Genomic DNA, 19,232 nt, shown 5'->3' on the forward strand with positions numbered 1-19,232 from the left:
TTTACCTCTCCTCTCCCATTTTGACTGCCTGGTGAACCCGCAATCTGCGAATCTGCCAGAGCAACATCGTTGCACCAATGACTAGCATCACCACAGTGACCCCATACAGTTGCAACATATCTTGCTGTTCAAACACAATCCGGAACGGAGGTACCTGAGCAGATACATTATCCGTCGTTTGCAGGAATGGCAGGAATAAACGACTGGATACCTGACCAATCCCAATACCCAGCAGGATCGATAGCCCCGCTGTGAACACCTGCTCCAGCAGCAGCATACCGCTCAGTTGTGCCCGGGATAACCCCATGGCCCGTAATACACCAAACTGCACAACACGGCCAGACAGGTTGAAGAACCAGTACAGCACGTATCCAATCAACGAGATAATAACGGATACCAGGAAACCAAGGCTCAGAATCCCGAATACGCCACCTCTTGACGGATGTTTACCCTGAGACACCAATTCGGTGCGGACGTCACGCACAGAAGATAACTCAATGCCCTCTGCTGCAAGTTTCTCCATAAGCGGAGCCACTTTGGCATCCGGTTCCATTTTCAGCCATACCTCATAAGGAATCAGAGGCACCTGATCATAGATATAATCCAGATTCGCCACGAAAAATGGCATCTGATCCGGATACTGGGCTGGCCAGTAAGGAATGATCCCAAACACGACGAATTCAATCGCCTGTCCCTGTACACCCATGGAGACAAGATCTCCAGTTTTGAGTTTGAACTTGTCAGCAAATTTGGAAGAGATCAACACAGCCCCTTCATATTTACCAAGCAAGTCAAGGTACTTGTAGGGATGTGCCGGGAACAGATCGTTGCGGAACCATGCCACTTGAGCAAAGTCCACATTATCAATTCCGACCAGCATCCCCTGTCCGCCCGATTTACCAGAGACGATAATATTGCCCTTGGTCTGCAGCACGCGTGCTGCATGTTCAACCCCATCTAATCTGCGGAACACTTCGAATGGAGGTTCGGAGTAGATGACTTTGGATGGCTGTGAAGAACCGCCACCGCCACCACCTGGAGCACCTCCACCGCCATTTCCTCCGCCAGAACCCCCTCCAGCAGAACCTCCTCCTCCATTGCCACCACCTTGTTGACCTCCACCCGTACCGCCATTCTGTCCGGAACCACCAGGTTTAACCTCAGGTGTTCCTTCCCACACAGTCTGCATAATCACATCAGACCCATAACGGTACAAGGTACGCTCAGTGGAATTCAGATCAATCGTCCGAGCAGCAGCCGAGTTGTATACCCCAAGTCCCAGTGTCAGTACAAGAAGGATCATCAGCGGATAATATGAAGAAGATGAACGTGACAACTGTGTTAATGTCAGATACAGCGGGACCGGGAGAAACTTACGGCCGATCAGCTGGATGAGCTTCAATATCCATGGGAACAAGCGCAGGAAGAATAGTCCAAGCGCAAAGATCGCGAGTGCGGGTACAAAGAACAGAAACGGCTGTACCTGCAGCTGATCGGTTGTCATTCCCGTCTGGAAGGTCAACATCTGACGTTCATAGAACAGGTAGTATCCATATCCAGCCAGACCCAGCAACACAACGTCCAGGAACCAACGTTGCCATACTGGAGCACGGTCTGTCCGTGCTTGCCGCCGTTTGGCCGATACAATGGTTGCCCGTGCATAGGTTATCGCAGGGATAAGGGATGCGATGATCGCAACAAGGACCGCTGCTACGCCCAGGAGAATGGCTTCTTTTGATACACCGATCGGAATAGATTTTCGATCTACGAACGAGAGAAAGCCACTTGCTGAACCGATACTTTTGGCCATAAACCAACCAAGCAACGGCCCAATAACCAGTGCAATAGCGCCCAGAAATATGCCTTCAAGCAGGTAGAGAGAGAAGATCTGCCGAGCTGAAGCTCCACGGCTGCGCAATACCGCAATATCACTCTCTTGCTTTTGTAATGACTGTCTGGCATTCATCGCAATAAAATAAAAGACCATCGCAATCATCGGTGCTGCCAAGGTAAACAACATCGTCTGCAGTTGCAGACTCTGACTGCGGAACTGCTTAAGCAGATCACCAAAGGTGATGTCCACTTTTGTATCTTTCAGCCGCTGGTACAGATCAATATCCAGCCTTTCCAGCATGGAAGTCAGACCTGATAACTGGCTGGTTTGAATTTCTTTCAGATCAAAGGCATAATACCAACGTGAATTTTGAAGTGGAATCCCTTTTTCCTTCAGTAAAACATCATTAAAAACCGATTCATCCACATAAAGTCCATTCATCATGCCGTCAAATCCTTGTACCCAGTAAGGGCTGTTCGGATCATCTGCCTTGAAGGAACCCGTAATCTTCACACGTAACGTGATATCAAGACCGCTATATACCGGATATTCCAGAATGTCACCGATATGCAGGTCGTTACGGTACATACCCTCTTCCAACATGACTGCCTCGATCGTGTCATCTTTGACCTGGTTTCCAGGTTTCACCCCGGCAGAGTAATTCACCTGTGCATCCAGCCCACTCATCGTACCCAGACTCATACTGCGCGCCCTGCTGGCATCCACTTTGGTTGGATCTTCAGGGCTCACCTCTGTGCTGCGAATGGATCTCGAATTCACATACGTATGAAAAGGAAACCCAATGTCGCGAGGAACATCCTCACGAATATAACGATCGACTTCATCCAGACCCCGTGTGTCTGTCTTCACGCCACCGGGTGCCTGATAACTCATAAGCAACGAACCGGCTGGCAACCCTTCACTGTTATCCTGCAGCGTTTGCGCGACGACCCGTTTCAACGCACCATCGGCATACATTGGAATACTGACGGTGAACGCTACCGCCACAATCAATCCGATCAGTGTGCTGAAGGTCATCCAGCGCGTGTTCCACATTTTGCGGAACAGCAGCCGAAGCAATGGCAGCCCCATTAGCGTCCCACTACTTTCTGACCTACGGTCAGACCTTTCAGAATCTCGACATCTGTCGATGTCTGCTGTCCAACTTCAACGTCCACTTCACGCTTACTGCCATCACTCTCCACCACTTGTACGTACGTTCTTGAGCCGATGGAGCGCAAAGCGGATACAGGAATCACAATTGCGTTCTCGGTACGCTGCGTTACAATCGAGACCGATAGTGGTGTGCCACGTTCGACGCCTTTTGGCATTTTTGCAAGTGTAACGATGACATACTTATCCAGCGTTTCCTTGGTTGGAGGCGTACCACCTTCACCCGTCCCTTCGCCACTACCGCTTCCCGATGCTTCCGCGATAGGCATGACTTTAATTTTGCCAGCGACTTTACCAGCTCCATTAATATCTACTTCTGCCTTCATACCCGCGGAGAACTTCTCCAGATCCTCCTTGGCAAAGGTAGCTGCCACAACCAGATTGGATGTATCCGCAATCGTAGCAATCGGATCATACGCTTTCACGGCTGCACCCTTCTCTACCTGCACAGCAATAACGGTGCCACCAAACGGAGCGGTCAACGTGGCTTTGCCCAGTTGTTCCTCCAGATCAGCGAGTTCCTGGCGTAGTTCTTCAAACGCAATCGTTGATTCTTCGAACTCTACCGGGTCCATCTCATCCTTCTTGCGGAGTGTTTCCTTCATTTGAACTTCGGATTTGCGAATAGCCAGTTTCTTGCCACGGATCTCTTTCTCTACACTTTCCACATCGAGCACGGCCAGAAGCTGGCCTTTTTTCACTTTATCCCCTGGTTTAACATTTAACTCTTTGACATGCATGCCATCAAGCGTGAAGTACACCTTCTCTTCCCGCTGACTCATCATCTTACCGCTGCCACTTACTTTTTTCTCCAACGTTTCCGTCCGGACTTCATATTCCGGTTTCTTGGAGATCGTTGGTGGTGTGATAGGCGGAAGCACTTCTTCCTCTGTTTCTGACGGCAGCAATGAGCAGCCGGACATCGTTGCAACCATTATTGCACCAAGTACAATAAGTGCTGCGCGTTTCCCCCTCTTCGGAGCGGCCCCTTTACTTGATAAATCTGCCGTCCGCCATTTCATAAACATGGTCCGCAACCTCCAAAATAGTAGGATCGTGTGTTGTCATACATATCGTTACTTGTTCTACTTCAATAATATTGCGGAATACCGCCATAACCTGTGCGCCCATCTTGGAATCCAGTTCCGCTGTAGGCTCATCCGCAAGCAACAATCTGGGTCTGTGGGCAATCGCCTTGGCTATAGCCACCCGCTGCTGCTCTCCCCCGGACATCTCAAAAGGACGGTGCTTCACCCGTTTGGATAGTCCTACCAGATCCAGACAATGACCAACCCTGTCCTTCCATTCCGCTCGTGGCACATCCGCCATTCGCAGCGACAACTCTACATTTTCCCAAGCAGACAATAAGGGCATTAGTGCATACGCCTGAAAAATAAAACCAATCTCCTTGCGCCGCAAAGCGGTTCGCCGCCGGTCTCCCCAATCCTGAAGAGGCTGACCGGAGAACAGAATGTCTCCACTTGAAGGCTGATCCAATCCACCGAGCATATTCAGCAACGTTGTTTTGCCTGAACCTGAACGCCCCTTCAGCATGACCAGTTGTTGCGGATTCACTTCCATATCAATGCCTTTGAGCACATGGATGATGCGACTGCCTGTCTGGAAACTGCGATGTACATTACGAACTTCCAGTACAGGTCCATCATATGGAGGCAGCATATCCTTCTTTGGTTTGATCTTCTTCTGGGGTTCATCAACGGTAGTGACAGCCGTTGCAGCCACTTCATCCGAACCAATTTCATTTTCAGATAAAGATGCTTCACTTGTCGGGTGCGCAGGTTCACTTATGTATGTATTTTCCCCCGACTCCGTCGATGCCTCCAACGGTGTTTCCTCCTGTTGATGTTCATCGCCTGACTGGCTCTTGGCAGATCTCTTTCTGGAAAATAAATTCTTCATGCCATCAATCACGCTCATCCTTTCTTAAAATCCCGTTCATTTCTTCAAAAAACCTAAAATTAGAAATCTGTTCCATCCTACACTGAATTATAAACGACCGATCCCAACTAAAAGTTACAAGCTTTTTACAACGGTAGAGGGAAAAAGTTTATATTTTGATGAACAAACGAAAAAAGCATCCCAAAGTGCGGGATGCCTCTTGATATTCGATGGTTTTGCCGTTATGACAGCAAGTATTACAATTTTGATACTGTTCAGTCATGAACATTTTTTTGAGCTATCAATTATATTATTTACCAAATGAAGAAGGATCTTCACGCCAAGATTTGAGCAATTCAAAGTCACTCTCCTGAATCGTTCCCTGAGCCAAAGCCACATCCATCAGAGCCGTGTAATTGGACAACGTCTGAAGTGGAATTCCTGCGTCTTCGAATGCTTTAACACCCTTATCCAGCTGGTAGCTGAAGATCGCAAGCACGGCGAGAGGTGTTGCACCTGCTAGGCGTACGGCTTCTGCCGCTTTGATCGAACTGCCGCCTGTAGAGATCAGGTCTTCGATGACAACCACTTTTTGCCCTTCGGCAATCAGACCTTCAATCAAGTTCTTCTTACCGTGTCCTTTGGCTTTATCACGAATGTAGGCCATCGGCAGATTCAGCTTCTGGGCCACCCAGGCAGCATGCGGGATACCTGCTGTTGCCGTACCTGCAATGACTTCTGCATCCGGGTATTGGTTCCGAATAATCGTTGCAAAGGCTTCAGCGATATCATTACGAATCTCGGGATAGGACATCGTTAAACGGTTATCGCAGTATATCGGTGATTTGATGCCGGATGTCCATGTAAATGGCTGCTGCGGACGTAACGCCACGGCTTTAATTTTCAACAGTTGGGAAGCAATATGATTCGGAATCTCATTCAGTTCGATCATGCGTTCAACATCTCCTTCAAAATGGTTTCTGCCGCTTCACGCGGATTGGGAGCGCCAGTAATGGGTCTGCCTACAACAATGTAATGACTGCCTCTGGCGATGGCTTCACCTGGCGTCAAGACGCGTGTCTGATCTCCCAGACCGCTACCCGCTGGACGAATTCCTGGTGTAACGGTATGAAAAGCACTGCCACACGCTGCCCGAATTGCGGGCACTTCCAGTGGAGAAGCAACAACCCCATCGAGTCCGGCCTCTTGGGCTAGTCCTGCATAACGGACCACAGCAGCTTCCACACTTCCCGGGATGCCAATCTCGTTATTCATCGTTTCCAGACTTGTACTGGTCAGTTGGGTGACTGCAATGATCTCGGGCTTGCTAAGGGAAGGATCGGCAGCGATTGCTGCCTCAGCACCTTCACGTGCAGCGCGCATCATAAGGGCTCCACCTGCTGCATGTACATTGAACATGTCTACCCCAAGACGTGTGATACTTTCAGCACCGCCACGAACGGTGTTGGGAATGTCATGCATTTTCACATCCAGAAAAACGGAGTACCCTTTGGATTTCAGCTCCCGAATAAAGTCCGGTCCTGCTGCGTAGAACAGCTGCATGCCCACCTTCAGATAACAGGGAATGCCTTCAAGAGCTTGTACCAATGCTTTCGCTTCTTCCGCTCCAGGATAATCCAGTGCCACCATCAGACGGCCAGCCATTTCATTGAAACTCGCTTGATTCATCACCAGCGCTCCCCTCCACTTGCTCATTTTTTCCGTTTTTGCCCGATATAAAGGACATCCCGCCAGCCCGCAGGCTGACTGATGTCCTTCATCAGAGAGTTATTTATTTTACAAAGACAGGCATTGCTTCCGAAGAGAAGTTGATCGTTTGCAGCATGATCAGCAGCGCACGAATCGTATCCAATGAAGTCATACATACAATGCCGTTTTCTACCGCTTCACGACGGATACGGAATCCATCACGCTGCGGTGTTTTGCCTTTGGTGAGTGTGTTGAAGACAAAGTTTGCTTCGCCGCTGCGGATCATATCCAGAATGTTCGGCGAACCTTCACTTAATTTGTTCACAGTCGTTACTGGAATGTTCGCTGCTTCAAGCGCAGCTGCTGTTCCGCCGGTAGCCATGATTTTGTAACCCAGTCTGTAGAAACCTTCGAGCAAAGGAACCGCTTCGTCTTTGTCTTTGTCTGCTACAGTTACTACGATCGCTCCGGTTGCCGGAATTTTCATTCCTGCGCCGATGAGACCTTTGAACAACGCTTTAGCGTAATTCGGGTCACGACCCATAACCTCACCTGTAGACTTCATCTCAGGTCCGAGGGTTGGTTCTACACGACGCAGCTTCGCGAAGGAGAAGACCGGAACTTTAACAGATACATGATCCGATTCAGGCCACAGTCCATCGACATAACCAAGATCTTTCAGTTTCACACCCAGAATAGCTTGTGTTGCCAAGTTAGCCATCGGAATGTTGGTTACTTTGCTCAGGAATGGTACGGTACGGGATGAACGCGGGTTCACTTCGATAATGTACACTTGACCATCATGGATAACAAACTGGATGTTGACCAAACCTACCGTTTTCAGTTCTTTCGCAATTTTGATTGTAATCTCTACAATTTTCTCTTTCAAATCCTGGGACAGATGTTGAGGAGGATATACCGCGATGGAGTCACCAGAGTGAACCCCTGCACGCTCGATATGTTCCATGATTCCCGGAATCAATACCGTTTCACCATCACAGATGGCGTCAACCTCAACTTCTTTACCCATCATGTAACGGTCGATCAGGACCGGATGCTCCGGATTGATTTTAACCGCCTGTTCCATGTATGTCAGCAATTCAGCATCGGAGTATACAATCTCCATCGCACGACCGCCGAGTACGTAGGAAGGACGAACCAGTACCGGGTAGCCCAGACTTTGAGCTGTTTCTACTGCATCATCAACGGAAATGACCGTTTTACCTTTTGGCTGTGCAATCTCCAGACGGGAGAGCAGACGCTCGAACTTCTTGCGATCCTCCGCCTCATCGATACTTTCCAGATCCGTTCCAAGAATGGTTACACCTGCATTACGCAGTGGTGCTGCCAGGTTGATGGCCGTTTGACCACCAAATTGTACGATAACTCCTACTGGTTTCTCCTGTTCAATCACGTTCATGACATCTTCGAAGAAGAGCGGTTCAAAGTACAGGCGATCCGATGTATTAAAGTCCGTAGACACCGTCTCCGGGTTATTGTTGATAATGACTGCTTCATAGCCTGCTTTTTGCAATGCCCATACTGCGTGTACAGTAGAGTAGTCGAACTCGATCCCTTGACCGATCCGGATTGGTCCTGAACCCAGTACCACAACTTTTTTCTTGTCAGAAGGGATTACTTCATTTTCTGTCTCGTAAGTGGAGTAGTAATATGGCGTTGTGGCTTCAAACTCAGCCGCACATGTATCTACCATTTTGTACACTGGGCGCAGATTCTCTGCTTCCCGACGAGTTCTAACTTCCGCTTCAGTTGTTAATGTGCCTCCTGGTTGACCTTGCGCACGCAGTTCAGCAATGGCACGGTCTGTGAATCCAAGGCGTTTCGCTTGATACAGAATGTCGGAAGACAATTCGGATTCTTCGCGAATGCGATCTTCGAATGCGATCAGACCTTCGATTTTGTCCAGGAACCACCAGTCAATCTTGGTCAGGTCTTGCAGTTGTTGCAACGTATACCCTCTGCGGAATGCTTCGGCAATCAGGAAGATACGCTCATCATCTGCTTTGATCAGACGTTCGTTCAGGGTAGCTTCGTCCAGCGTTTCGGCATCCTTCAGGTAGAGGCGATGTACGCCAATTTCCAGGGAACGAACCGCTTTGTGGATCGACTCTTCGAATGTCCGGCCAATCGCCATGACTTCGCCTGTTGCTTTCATCTGCGTTCCCAGTTTACGGTTCGCCGAGATGAACTTGTCGAACGGCCAGCGTGGGATTTTGCTCACGATATAATCCAGTGTAGGCTCGAAGCAAGCATACGTTTGGCCTGTTACCGGGTTCACGATTTCATCCAAGGTATAACCCATGGCAATTTTGGCAGCCATTTTTGCAATCGGATAACCCGTTGCTTTGGAAGCCAGAGCTGATGAACGGCTTACCCGTGGATTTACTTCGATAACATAGTATTGGAAGCTGTGTGGGTCCAGTGCAAACTGTACGTTACATCCACCCTCGATGTTCAGGGCACGGATGATTTTCAGGGAAGCTGAACGCAGCATTTGATATTCACGGTCCGACAGGGTTTGGCTTGGTGCTACGACGATACTGTCGCCTGTGTGAACACCTACCGGGTCAAAGTTTTCCATGTTGCAGACAACGATACAGTTATCGTTTTTGTCCCGCATAACCTCATACTCGACTTCTTTCATGCCTGCAATGCTCTTCTCGACCAGACATTGCCCGATCGGGCTGTAACGAATTCCCGCTGCCACCGTCTCACGCAGCTCTTCTTCGTTCGCACAGATTCCGCCGCCTGTTCCGCCCAGTGTATAGGCTGGACGCACGATGATTGGATAACCAATCTCATTCGCAAATTCAAGTGATTCTTCAAGTGTCGTTACGATTACACTCTCTGGTACAGGTTGTTCCAATTCACGCATCAGGTCACGGAACAGATCGCGATCTTCCGCTTTCTCGATGGATGTCAGTTGCGTTCCGAGCAATTTCACATTTTCACGTTCCAGCACGCCTGCACGAGCCAGCTCTACAGCCATGTTCAGTCCTGTTTGACCACCCAGTGTTGGCAACAAGCCATCTGGACGCTCCTGACGGATGATTTGGGTTACAAAATCCAGGGTGATTGGTTCGATGTATACTTTGTCAGCCATGTTTGTATCTGTCATAATGGTCGCCGGGTTGCTGTTGATAAGTACAACTTCCACGCCTTCTTCTTTCAGAGCCTGGCAGGCTTGTGTACCGGCATAGTCAAACTCGGCCGCTTGACCGATGACGATTGGACCGGAACCAATCACCAGGATTTTTTTGAGATCTTTGTTAATCGGCATGTTATTGTGCTCCTTTCACTGCGGCTGCCAATACGGCTTGACGCGGCTTTTGCGGGTTAGTGATTTTGTGCTCGCGAATCATCTCGATGAAGCGGTCAAACAGATAACTGTTGTCGTAAGGACCCGGGGCTGCTTCAGGGTGATATTGAACCGAGAATGCCGGGAATGATTTATGTTTCAGACCTTCAATGGTCTTATCGTTATTGTTGATATGTGTAACTTCCAGGTCTGTACTCTTCACAGACTCTTCGTTTACGGTAAATCCATGGTTCTGGGATGTGATGAAGCAACGTCCGCTCTCCAGTTCTTTCACCGGGTGGTTTCCTCCGCGATGTCCAAACTTGAGTTTTTCGGTGTCTGCTCCTGCTGCAAGTGCGAACAACTGGTGACCCAGGCAGATACCGAAGATCGGGTATTCGCCAAGCAGTTCACTGATCATGTTAACTGCGTGAGGTACGTCTTTCGGGTCCCCAGGACCGTTGGACAGTTGAATGCCGTCCGGGTTCAGGCGACGAATTTCGTCTGCTGTTACATCGTGTGGAACAACAACAACGTCACAGTTACGTTTGCTGAGTTCGCGCAAGATTCCTGTTTTAGCACCATAATCCACGAGCACAATACGCTCAGCCGTTCCCGGGCTGTTGTAGACATGTTCTGTAGAAGTCATTGGCACCTGGTTACGCAGCTCGGCAATGGTGGTGTCTCCCATCATCTCCAGCAGTTCTTCCACAGGCTTCGATCCTGTTGTGAGAATTCCCTTCATTGTGCCGTGGTGACGAATCCGGCGAGTCAACATGCGTGTATCAATTTCGCTGATTCCTACGATGCCGTATTCTTTGAGCAGATTGTCTACGCTGTATTCCGCACGCCAGTTGCTTGGCGTTGGCTCATGACGACGCACAACGAAACCGTGCACGTATGGACGAATCGACTCAAAGTCATCACGCGTAATACCGTAGTTTCCGATCAGTGGATACGTCATGGTCACGATTTGACCGCAATAGGAAGGATCCGAAAGCACCTCTTGATAGCCTGTAATTCCCGTATTAAAAACGACCTCACCTGTAGTTTCACCTTCAGCACCAAATGCTTTCCCGGTGAACAGTGTGCCGTCTTCCAACAATAATCTTGCCTGTGCCTGCATCCCATTTCACTCCTCTGTGTTTATCAACGTTGAATATTTTGAGTTGAACATGCGTGACGTTACGATTGTGCGGCTCCGCGTACAGAAAACCCTTTGATCGCTGTTATCCCCGGATTACTTTTTATCATTTTTCAAATGATGTAATCCGGTGATAAAGGCGAACGCTTTGCTTCTTCGGGTCTTTTCTGTCCGCTCCGCAGTTACGTTGGAGTCCAAGTTCAAAATCATGACATTCAACTTTGCTTGTTTCGTATGTTAGACTCTCGGCATGATTTGCCTCGAGTTAGTTGAAAAGATGTTACTGGTGTAAAAAGTTATAGATTAAGTTCTAGAGTTAGAGCTAGAGTTAGATTTAAAAAAGATTTGTTGTTTTAAAAAAGTTAAGAGTTACTATTGCTGATTTAAAGATTTAAAGATATAGCGTTACTAATTTATCAATTTACTAAATTACCGTTTTATTGTTGTACAGTGTTGCTCCATACGCTTTTGCCATCCACCCATGTTTGTGTGGCCCAGCCTTTCAGCTTCCAGCCTGTGAATGGAGTGTTTCTTCCTTTGGTTGCAAACGTTGCAGGATCAACTGCTTTTTCTTCGTTCAGGTCAATCATCGTGATATCCGCTGGTGCTCCCTCTTCCAGTTTGCCTGTATCCAGTCGGAATACACGTGCCGGATCAGCTGTCATACGTTTCACCAGGAAGTCCAAGCTCCACAGTCCTGTTTCCACAAACTTCGTGTACAGCAGCGGGAAGGCTGTTTCGAATCCTACGATTCCGAACGGTGCCAGCTCCATGCCTTTGGCTTTCTCTTCTTCACTGTGTGGCGCGTGATCAGTTACGATCATATCCAACGTGCCGTCCAGCAAACCTTCGATACAAGCCTGCACATCGCGTGGTGAGCGCAGAGGCGGGTTCATTTTCCAGTTGGCGTCCATGCCCGGGATATCTTCATCCGATAACACCAGATGGTGCGGACACACCTCAGCAGTTACTTTAATGCCGATGGACTTCGCTAGACGAATCAAGCGAACCGATTGCTCTGTACTTACGTGACAGACATGGTAGTGAACTCCCGTTGCTTCTGCGAGCAGGATATCACGGCCAACGTGGATAGCTTCGGATTCATTTGGAATCCCTTTGATGCCGTGACGCTTCGAAAACTCACCTTCCGTCACATATCCACCAACAACCAGTGAGTCATCTTCACAGTGAGCGATCACGGGCATATCCATGCTTGCCGCGAGGCTCATGGCATCTTTCATCATTTGAGCGTTTTGTACGCCTACACCGTCATCTGTGAATCCAATAGCCCCAGCTTCTTTTAATGCGGCAAAATCGGTAAGTTCACGACCCAGTTCGTTTTTTGTAATGGCTGCATAAGGCAACACTTTCACCAGATCAGCTTCTTTGGCTTTATCCAATACCAGTTTCACAACTTCCGCTGTATCTGTAACTGGTCTCGTGTTCGGCATGCAAGCGATTGTTGTAAAACCACCTTGTGCTGCTGAACGGGCACCTGTCTCGATTGTCTCTTTGTGTTCGAATCCAGGTTCACGCAGATGCACGTGCATATCGATCAATCCGGGAATGACCAGTTTGCCTGATGCGTCTGTCACATGATGCGCTGACTTTTCGGCATCCAGTACAACTTGGTCTTCCAGACCAGCGATCTTTTTAATTTTACCTTCATCTATAATGATGGTTTTCCGTTCAAGTTCCCCTTGTTGGTTCAAGATGTTCGCGTTTTTTATAATCTGTAGCATAATTGTCCTCCGCTTCGGTTCTGTCCGGCTTACCAGGCAAGCCGGATGATTTTCTTTATCGTGTACTCTCATATTGCTCTATAAGAACTTCCGTACCATCAGCCTATGACCCACAGCCAGACCCTGTTACAGTTTCATCGCACGTTCCATAACCGCCATGCGGATCGGAACGCCGTTTGCCATCTGCGGGAAGATCCGCGATGCTTCACTCTCCACAACCGCGTCATCTACCTCGACATTGCGATTCACAGGAGCAGGGTGCATGATAATCGTACTTGGTTTTAGGCGTGACGCACGTTCTTCCGTCAATCCGTAGTGTTCGCGATAATCCTCAGCTGAAGTAATCAAGCCATGTTGATGACGTTCCAATTGAACACGGAGCATCATGACTACATCTGCATCCAGCGCTTCTTCAAGACCGACATAAGGAGCATGCTCTGCGAGTTCCGATGCTTGCATCGTTGGTGGTGCACAGAATCGTACATCTGCACCAAACTTTTGCAGCGCCCAGAGGTTGGAGCGTGCTACCCGACTATGCAGAATGTCACCAATAATGGAGACACGCAAGCCCTTCAGTTCGCCGAATGCTTTCCGCATTGTGTAGAGATCCAGTAGTGCCTGCGTGGGATGCTCATTGTTACCATCTCCGGCGTTAACAAGTGGTACATTCACTTTCTGAGCCAATTGTTGCAGAACGCCTGCCGGTTTTAACCGGATCACGCCTGCATCAATGCCCATCGACTCAAGTGTGCGTACCGTATCGTAGATGGACTCTCCCTTTTCCACACTGGATGCCGCTGCCGTGAAGTTCAGCACTTGTGCGCCCAAGCGTTTCTCTGCCATTTCGAACGAGAAGCGGGTACGTGTGCTGTTTTCGAAGAACATATTGGCGACGAAGCGTGATTCCAGTACTGGAACCAGTTTCTCTTTCTGGGCTTCCCAGTGAGCTGCTCTGTTCAGAATGGACTCAATTTCTCCTCGACTAAGTTCCTTCAGTCCAAGCAAGCTTCGGTCTCTCAATGCTGTCTGTGTAATCATTATGCTTGCTCCCCCCGGTTCTGAGTGATTTTGACTTCGTCCTGTCCATCCGTTTCCATGAGTGCAACTTCGATCTCCTCTGATTTGGAAGTCGGCACATTCTTGCCGATAAAATCAGGTCGGATCGGAAGTTCCCGGTGTCCGCGGTCTGCGAGTACAGCCAGCTGAATGTTCTGCGGTCTTCCACAGTCCATCAGGGCATCCATCGCTGCGCGAATCGTCCGTCCGGTATAGAGCACATCATCGAACAAAATCACTTTTTTGTTGTGGATCGAAAGTGATTCAGGTGTCATAATCAACATTTCCTTGCGATTCGCTTTATTTTCGTCCAAGCGGTCATCGCGGTAAGGAGTCACATCCAGTTCTCCCCAGGGGACTTTGGCGCCTTCGATTTCTTCAATCTTGGCGGCAATCCGTTCTGCCAGGTAAACCCCGCGTGTACGAATACCGACCAACACACAATCGTCGATTCCTTTGTTTTTCTCCAATATCTCATGGGCAATCCGTGTTAGTGCGCGGCGGATCGCCGTCTCATCCATAATGACATGTGTCTCTGTGCTCATGCGTTCAGCCTCCTCAGGATATCCCTTCAGCATCATGGCCCCGTGACGAGGAGAACAAAAAAGACTCCTTGCCGTGTTTATTGGCAAGGAGTCTCCGAACTTCAGACCGCTCTGAAGAAAGTTTACTCTCGGGGATACATCGTTTCATTTGCCGCAGCAAAAAACGATGTATCGTTCACGTTACCTTGCCAGTCTCACGGGACTGATTTAAAGGTGCTATTCATGTCGTTCATATTGCAGGACCTCACAGGGTTCTGTAATCAATATGTCCGTTTGTCTTCATGAATTATGACAGAAAGACAACCCCCTGTCAACACCTCACCATCGCAGGTGAAATCCCTCTGCTACGTTCTTCTTAGAATCAGCAGTTAGGCTGAAAAACATCCATGCACAATACATCTCATTGGTTATTCATAATTATACATCATTTCTGCATATTTATCCATAGGCAAATGAGAAATTTGATATAACCAAAATAAACCTCTGACTATACTCAAGTAGAGACAGACACTTCTTTTTAGAACAAACGGTGAGTTTTATTTAAGTAATATATGAAGACTCCGAATTAGCAACGAGTGAAATGGGTACAGTTTATAAACATGAACCCATTCATAGATGCTGCAATAATGCCGATATACATAAGATTCACAAATAAGCGACATAGAAATAAGATACGCCCTACATTTATGTACATTTAGGAGGAAGTCATGCGTCACATTTGGCACGTTTACAAAACAGACTGGTTGCATATTCTGAAGGTCCCCACAGGTATATTTCTAATTGTGGCTATTATTCTACTACCCGGGGTATATGACTGGGTCAATGTGAAATCCGTCTGGGACCCATACAGTAACACTCAAGGGATCAAAATTGCAGTGACAACCGAGGATGAGGGTGCGACTGTTGAAGGAACCAACGTTAATATCGGAGACGAACTGGTAACCAGCCTCAAACACAACGAGAAGCTGGGCTGGACTTTTGTAGATTGGACTGAGGCTAGTCGGGGGGTACAAACAGGAGAATATTATGCAAGCCTGCTCATTCCCGGAGACTTTTCGTCCAAAATTACAGGTATCGTTGACGGAAAGCTGGAACGTCCAGAGGTAATCTATACCGTTAATGAGAAAGTCAATGCCATTGCTCCTAAAATCACAGGCTCCGGTGTATCTGCCATAACAACACAAATCAATGAAAGTTTCACTGAAGCCGTCAGTGAGGCCGTTCTAACCAAGTTGAATGAAGCCGGGGTTGAGATTAATTCCCAGCTTCCAACATTGCGCAAGATGGAGAATGGCATTTTTACGCTGGAGAAAAATCTTCCGGCTATTCAAGCCGCTGGTCAAAAGGTTCTGGAAGTAGAAAAAGCCATGCCTGAGATTGTAAAAGATGCTCAAAAGATCGTTGAAATCGAGAAAAAACTGCCTGAAATCAATGAAGCAGCACAGTATGTGCTCAAGGTGCAGGAGTATTGGCCACAAATTAATGATGCGGCTTCCGAAGTGCTGGCTATTCAAGGGCGGATACCGGATATACAAAAAGCGGTAGAACGCATTCGAGAAGTGGATGAAAACTTTGGCCAGGTAGCAGATGTCATCCAAACGGCGTTGGATAAAACCAACAAAGCTCTGTCTATCGTAACGGCAGCAGAGCAAGATTTGGACAAAGTATCACAAATCGCTGGCAACGGGATTGAGCTTGCTGAGGGATTAAATCAGTTCGTGGATTCCAGTGAAGAAGTGTTTCAGACAATTGGCCCGGCGATCCGCCAAAATCTGCTGCTGGTGCAGCAGATTACTAACGCTGCAGGAGACGTATTTGCACAATTGCAACATTCGGATCTTAGTAACCTTCCTACAGCAGAAGATCTCGACCGGATTGCTTCGCGTTTAGGGATTGCGGTAAAACTCGTGGACAGTATGGCAGAACTACTGGGCAACATCAATAACTTGCTTCCAAGCCAACCACTTGCCGATAAAATTACACAACTGAACTCCATTTCAGATAAACTTCAGTTGCAAATCCGCTTGGCTAGCATCATCAGTGATGCCATGCGTCGTAATACAACTCCACCGACAGACGTCATCGCTCAGTTAAATACTCTCTCAAAGGACATCAGCAGCGGGATTGGCAATATCTTAAACACCTATGAAAGTGAAATATCGCCTGCACTTGCAGCTGGTACGGACAAGCTTAGGTCTATCCTCTCCACTTCAGCAGAAACTCTACAAGGAGCAAAAGATCGTATTCCGGATATTGCGGACATTCTTGCGTCTGCCAAAGAAGGAATTATGTTTGGGCGGACTGAGTTGACAAAAATCCAGAGCGAACTGCCCCAAATACAATCTAAGATCCATGAGATATCAGAGACACTCGCGAACAAAAGTGAAGGTTTTATCCAAGCTCTGAACACAGTGTCTTCATTAATTCGAAACGATCTGCCCAAGCTGGGAAACAAACTGAACGAAGCCGCTGACTTTGTTCGTAATGATCTGCCTAATGCCGAGAAACAGATAGGCAAGGCATCGGATTTTGTCCAGAACCAGCTTCCGGAGGTCGAAAAAGGAGTTCACAGAGTTGCCACGCTGGTACGTGATGATCTGCCAGCATTGGAAAGTGCCATCAGCAAGGCTGCTGACAAACTTCGTGAGGTCGAAGGTAATAACCAGTTTGCCGAAATCGCCAAACTTTTGCGCGGCGATATCGAAGAAGAAAGTGCCTTTCTTGCAAGTCCGGTGCAAATTAAGGAACAACAGCTTTACCCAATTCCGAATTATGGATCGGCTATGTCACCATTTTATGGCGTGCTGTCTCTGTGGGTTGGCTCAACACTGTTGATTTCTCTGCTTCGTGCCGAAGCTGAGAATCCTGGGGGTAAGTTCCGGGGATATGAGTTGTATCTTGGACGTCTCGCTACTTTTCTGACCATTGGGTTACTTCAGGCGATATGTGTCACCCTGGGTGATATCTTAATCCTGGGTACCTATGTTGCAGATAAACTGTGGTTTGTCCTGTTTGCCATGCTGGTGAGTGCCGTATTTGTCACCATAACGTACACCCTGCTGTCCGTATTTGGAAATATCGGAAAAGGGATCGCCATTATCTTCATGGTGTTCCAGTTCTCCAGCTCCGGCGGTACGTTCCCAATCAGCATGACATCACCCTTTTTCCAAGCATTGAATCCGTTCATGCCCTTCACGTATGCGATCAGTCTGCTGCGTGAGTCGGTCGGCGGCATATTGTGGTCTACTGCCATCAAGGATATTCTGTGGTTGTGTATGTTCATCGCGCTGAGTCTCATCGTTGCACTTGCTTTGAAACGCCCACTCAGCAGTCTCACCAAACGTTCAGCCGAGAATGCCAAAAAGACCAAAATTATTGCTTAACTCATGTGCTCAACACTAAATAAGATAAGGCCATTGGACTTTCCATCCAATGGCCTTATCTTATTTCATTATATGAATCGATACATTTGACTATTTGACTATTTCACTGAGCGTTCCTGTTCCAACTGATTATAGGATTGTTTGATTGTTGTTAATGTTTCTACATGGCGATAGATGTTGTTACTTACCGTAACGATGACACATAACATGATCAAGCCTATAACCAATTTTTTCCTCAATCCCGGACGAAGGCTGATGACGAAACCTCCACCCAACAGGAAAAACGCAAACAGATAATGCCCCGCATACAGGTACATATCATATTGAAATACAGCCAGACCAAAGCCCACGACGACATGAAGAAAAAAGGCAAACAGAATATATGGCACCAGGGTCCACACTTCACGTTCACGAATACCCTTAATGAAGCCCATGAATGCCAGTAGTAAAACAAAGATACCTGTCATCTGCACATAGATTGGATTGGAACGTGATAGATCCGTAACAAAGGCCGCCATGCCCGGGTCCAGTAAATGCATCTTCGGTGTCAGCATCGGATTAATGGTTAACATGTTCAATGCTTTCCAATGAACAGCGAACTGGAATGGTGTTGCATAGCTTGTTCCACCATTTTGAATGCCCAACAGCCAGTTACTAACCCAGCTGCGACCTCCAAAGGCAACATACTGAATGCCAGTTAATACGACGATGACCAGAACCGCCAGTGCCATGATGCCGATGTATTTTTTCAAATTCGCCTTATTGCGCCATGCATGCATATTGAAGAATGTGGCAGCAGCAAATGGTACGATATTGGTCGAGGTTAGTCCAAAGTTAATCGATGCAAGCAATGCGTTGGGTACATAACGTACGTCCTGACGCTCACGAGTATATTGCATGTAAACTACAGAGAGAAAGATAACGAACTGTACATACGGATACGAGTCCGGAATCAACGCAGTATACATCAGGTAGGAACTGAAACCAAACAGTAAGGCGAACAGCAACGGTACGATGGTCTGTTTATCTTCTTTTTGACTCAGGAACAGATACGCCAGCACCACCGAACCCGCATTCACCAGCGATTGCAGGATTAGAAAGAACCAGTTGCCTCCCAGAAGCTTCGCTACAGCCGCAAGGGTGACTGCGAGAAAGGAGATCAGCGGATGGATCACGGAAGAACTGTTGTCCCCATAATACATTGAAGGATCAAAGTTGAATAAATTGATTGGAAACAGCGTTGTATTAAATGGGCTATAGGCCCCAAGCATCTCTGCATTATTTTCAATGTACAGAACATACGAGCCGTTCATTAAACCATAGAACAGAGCAAATCCTGCAAACAGGTAAAAGGCTGTCCAGTTGGCTCTGCGATTATAAAATAAGTAATCTAAAAAGTTCATGCTTTCTTTTCACATCCTGATTAA

12 protein-coding genes are annotated in these 19,232 nt (G+C 47.8%); 1 reads left to right on the top strand and 11 read right to left on the bottom strand.

What is annotated here, in order from left to right:
* Nucleotide 1: 1 nt before the first annotated feature.
* The 10 genes from MKZ13_RS21135 to pyrR form a co-directional block, all read right to left on the bottom strand.
* Nucleotides 2-2,926, bottom strand: a complete 2,925-nt coding sequence (locus MKZ13_RS21135; protein ID WP_307534351.1) for an FtsX-like permease family protein — start codon at nucleotides 2,924-2,926, stop codon at nucleotides 2-4.
* Nucleotides 2,926-4,035 carry an efflux RND transporter periplasmic adaptor subunit gene (locus MKZ13_RS21140; RefSeq protein ID WP_339177937.1) on the bottom strand — a complete coding sequence of 370 codons (1,110 nt, stop codon included), beginning with the start codon at nucleotides 4,033-4,035 and terminating at the stop codon, nucleotides 2,926-2,928. The genes MKZ13_RS21135 and MKZ13_RS21140 overlap by 1 nt, the downstream gene beginning before the upstream one ends.
* Nucleotides 3,998-4,927 carry an ABC transporter ATP-binding protein gene (locus MKZ13_RS21145; protein WP_339177938.1) on the bottom strand — a complete coding sequence of 310 codons (930 nt, stop codon included), beginning with the start codon at nucleotides 4,925-4,927 and terminating at the stop codon, nucleotides 3,998-4,000. The genes MKZ13_RS21140 and MKZ13_RS21145 overlap by 38 nt, the downstream gene beginning before the upstream one ends.
* 289 nt (nucleotides 4,928-5,216) lie before the next feature.
* Nucleotides 5,217-5,858 carry an orotate phosphoribosyltransferase gene (gene pyrE / locus MKZ13_RS21150; protein WP_339177940.1) on the bottom strand — a complete coding sequence of 214 codons (642 nt, stop codon included), beginning with the start codon at nucleotides 5,856-5,858 and terminating at the stop codon, nucleotides 5,217-5,219.
* Nucleotides 5,855-6,595 (bottom strand): orotidine-5'-phosphate decarboxylase, encoded by a 741-nt coding sequence (gene pyrF, locus MKZ13_RS21155; protein ID WP_272907465.1) that lies wholly within the window; start codon nucleotides 6,593-6,595, stop codon nucleotides 5,855-5,857. The genes pyrE and pyrF overlap by 4 nt, the downstream gene beginning before the upstream one ends.
* A gap of 103 nt (nucleotides 6,596-6,698) precedes the next feature.
* Nucleotides 6,699-9,917 carry a carbamoyl-phosphate synthase large subunit gene (carB, locus tag MKZ13_RS21160; protein ID WP_047843734.1) on the bottom strand — a complete coding sequence of 1,073 codons (3,219 nt, stop codon included), beginning with the start codon at nucleotides 9,915-9,917 and terminating at the stop codon, nucleotides 6,699-6,701.
* Between the two features lies 1 nt (nucleotide 9,918).
* Nucleotides 9,919-11,061 (bottom strand): glutamine-hydrolyzing carbamoyl-phosphate synthase small subunit, encoded by a 1,143-nt coding sequence (gene carA / locus MKZ13_RS21165; protein ID WP_047843735.1) that lies wholly within the window; start codon nucleotides 11,059-11,061, stop codon nucleotides 9,919-9,921.
* A gap of 455 nt (nucleotides 11,062-11,516) precedes the next feature.
* Nucleotides 11,517-12,821: a dihydroorotase gene (locus MKZ13_RS21170; RefSeq protein WP_145323139.1), complete on the bottom strand. Its 1,305-nt coding sequence runs from the start codon at nucleotides 12,819-12,821 to the stop codon at nucleotides 11,517-11,519.
* Nucleotides 12,822-12,947: 126 nt separating this feature from the next.
* Nucleotides 12,948-13,862 (bottom strand): aspartate carbamoyltransferase catalytic subunit, encoded by a 915-nt coding sequence (locus MKZ13_RS21175; protein ID WP_339185424.1) that lies wholly within the window; start codon nucleotides 13,860-13,862, stop codon nucleotides 12,948-12,950.
* Nucleotides 13,859-14,422: a bifunctional pyr operon transcriptional regulator/uracil phosphoribosyltransferase PyrR gene (gene pyrR / locus MKZ13_RS21180; protein WP_017687330.1), complete on the bottom strand. Its 564-nt coding sequence runs from the start codon at nucleotides 14,420-14,422 to the stop codon at nucleotides 13,859-13,861. Before pyrR ends, MKZ13_RS21175 begins: the two co-directional genes overlap by 4 nt.
* 707 nt (nucleotides 14,423-15,129) lie before the next feature.
* Between pyrR and MKZ13_RS21185 the strand changes: the two genes are divergently transcribed.
* Entirely contained in the window at nucleotides 15,130-17,805 is a 2,676-nt protein-coding gene (locus MKZ13_RS21185) for a YhgE/Pip domain-containing protein (protein ID WP_339177944.1), read from the top strand.
* 98 nt (nucleotides 17,806-17,903) lie between these two features.
* Here MKZ13_RS21185 and MKZ13_RS21190 read toward each other — a convergent pair whose 3' ends face one another.
* A complete protein-coding gene (locus tag MKZ13_RS21190) occupies nucleotides 17,904-19,208 on the bottom strand; it encodes a DUF6080 domain-containing protein (RefSeq protein WP_339177947.1) in 1,305 nt (434 codons plus the stop codon).
* Between the last annotated feature and the right edge of the window lie 24 nt (nucleotides 19,209-19,232).

Origin of the sequence: Paenibacillus sp. FSL R5-0701 (assembly GCF_037973995.1) — a bacterium.
Taxonomy (GTDB): domain Bacteria; phylum Bacillota; class Bacilli; order Paenibacillales; family Paenibacillaceae; genus Paenibacillus.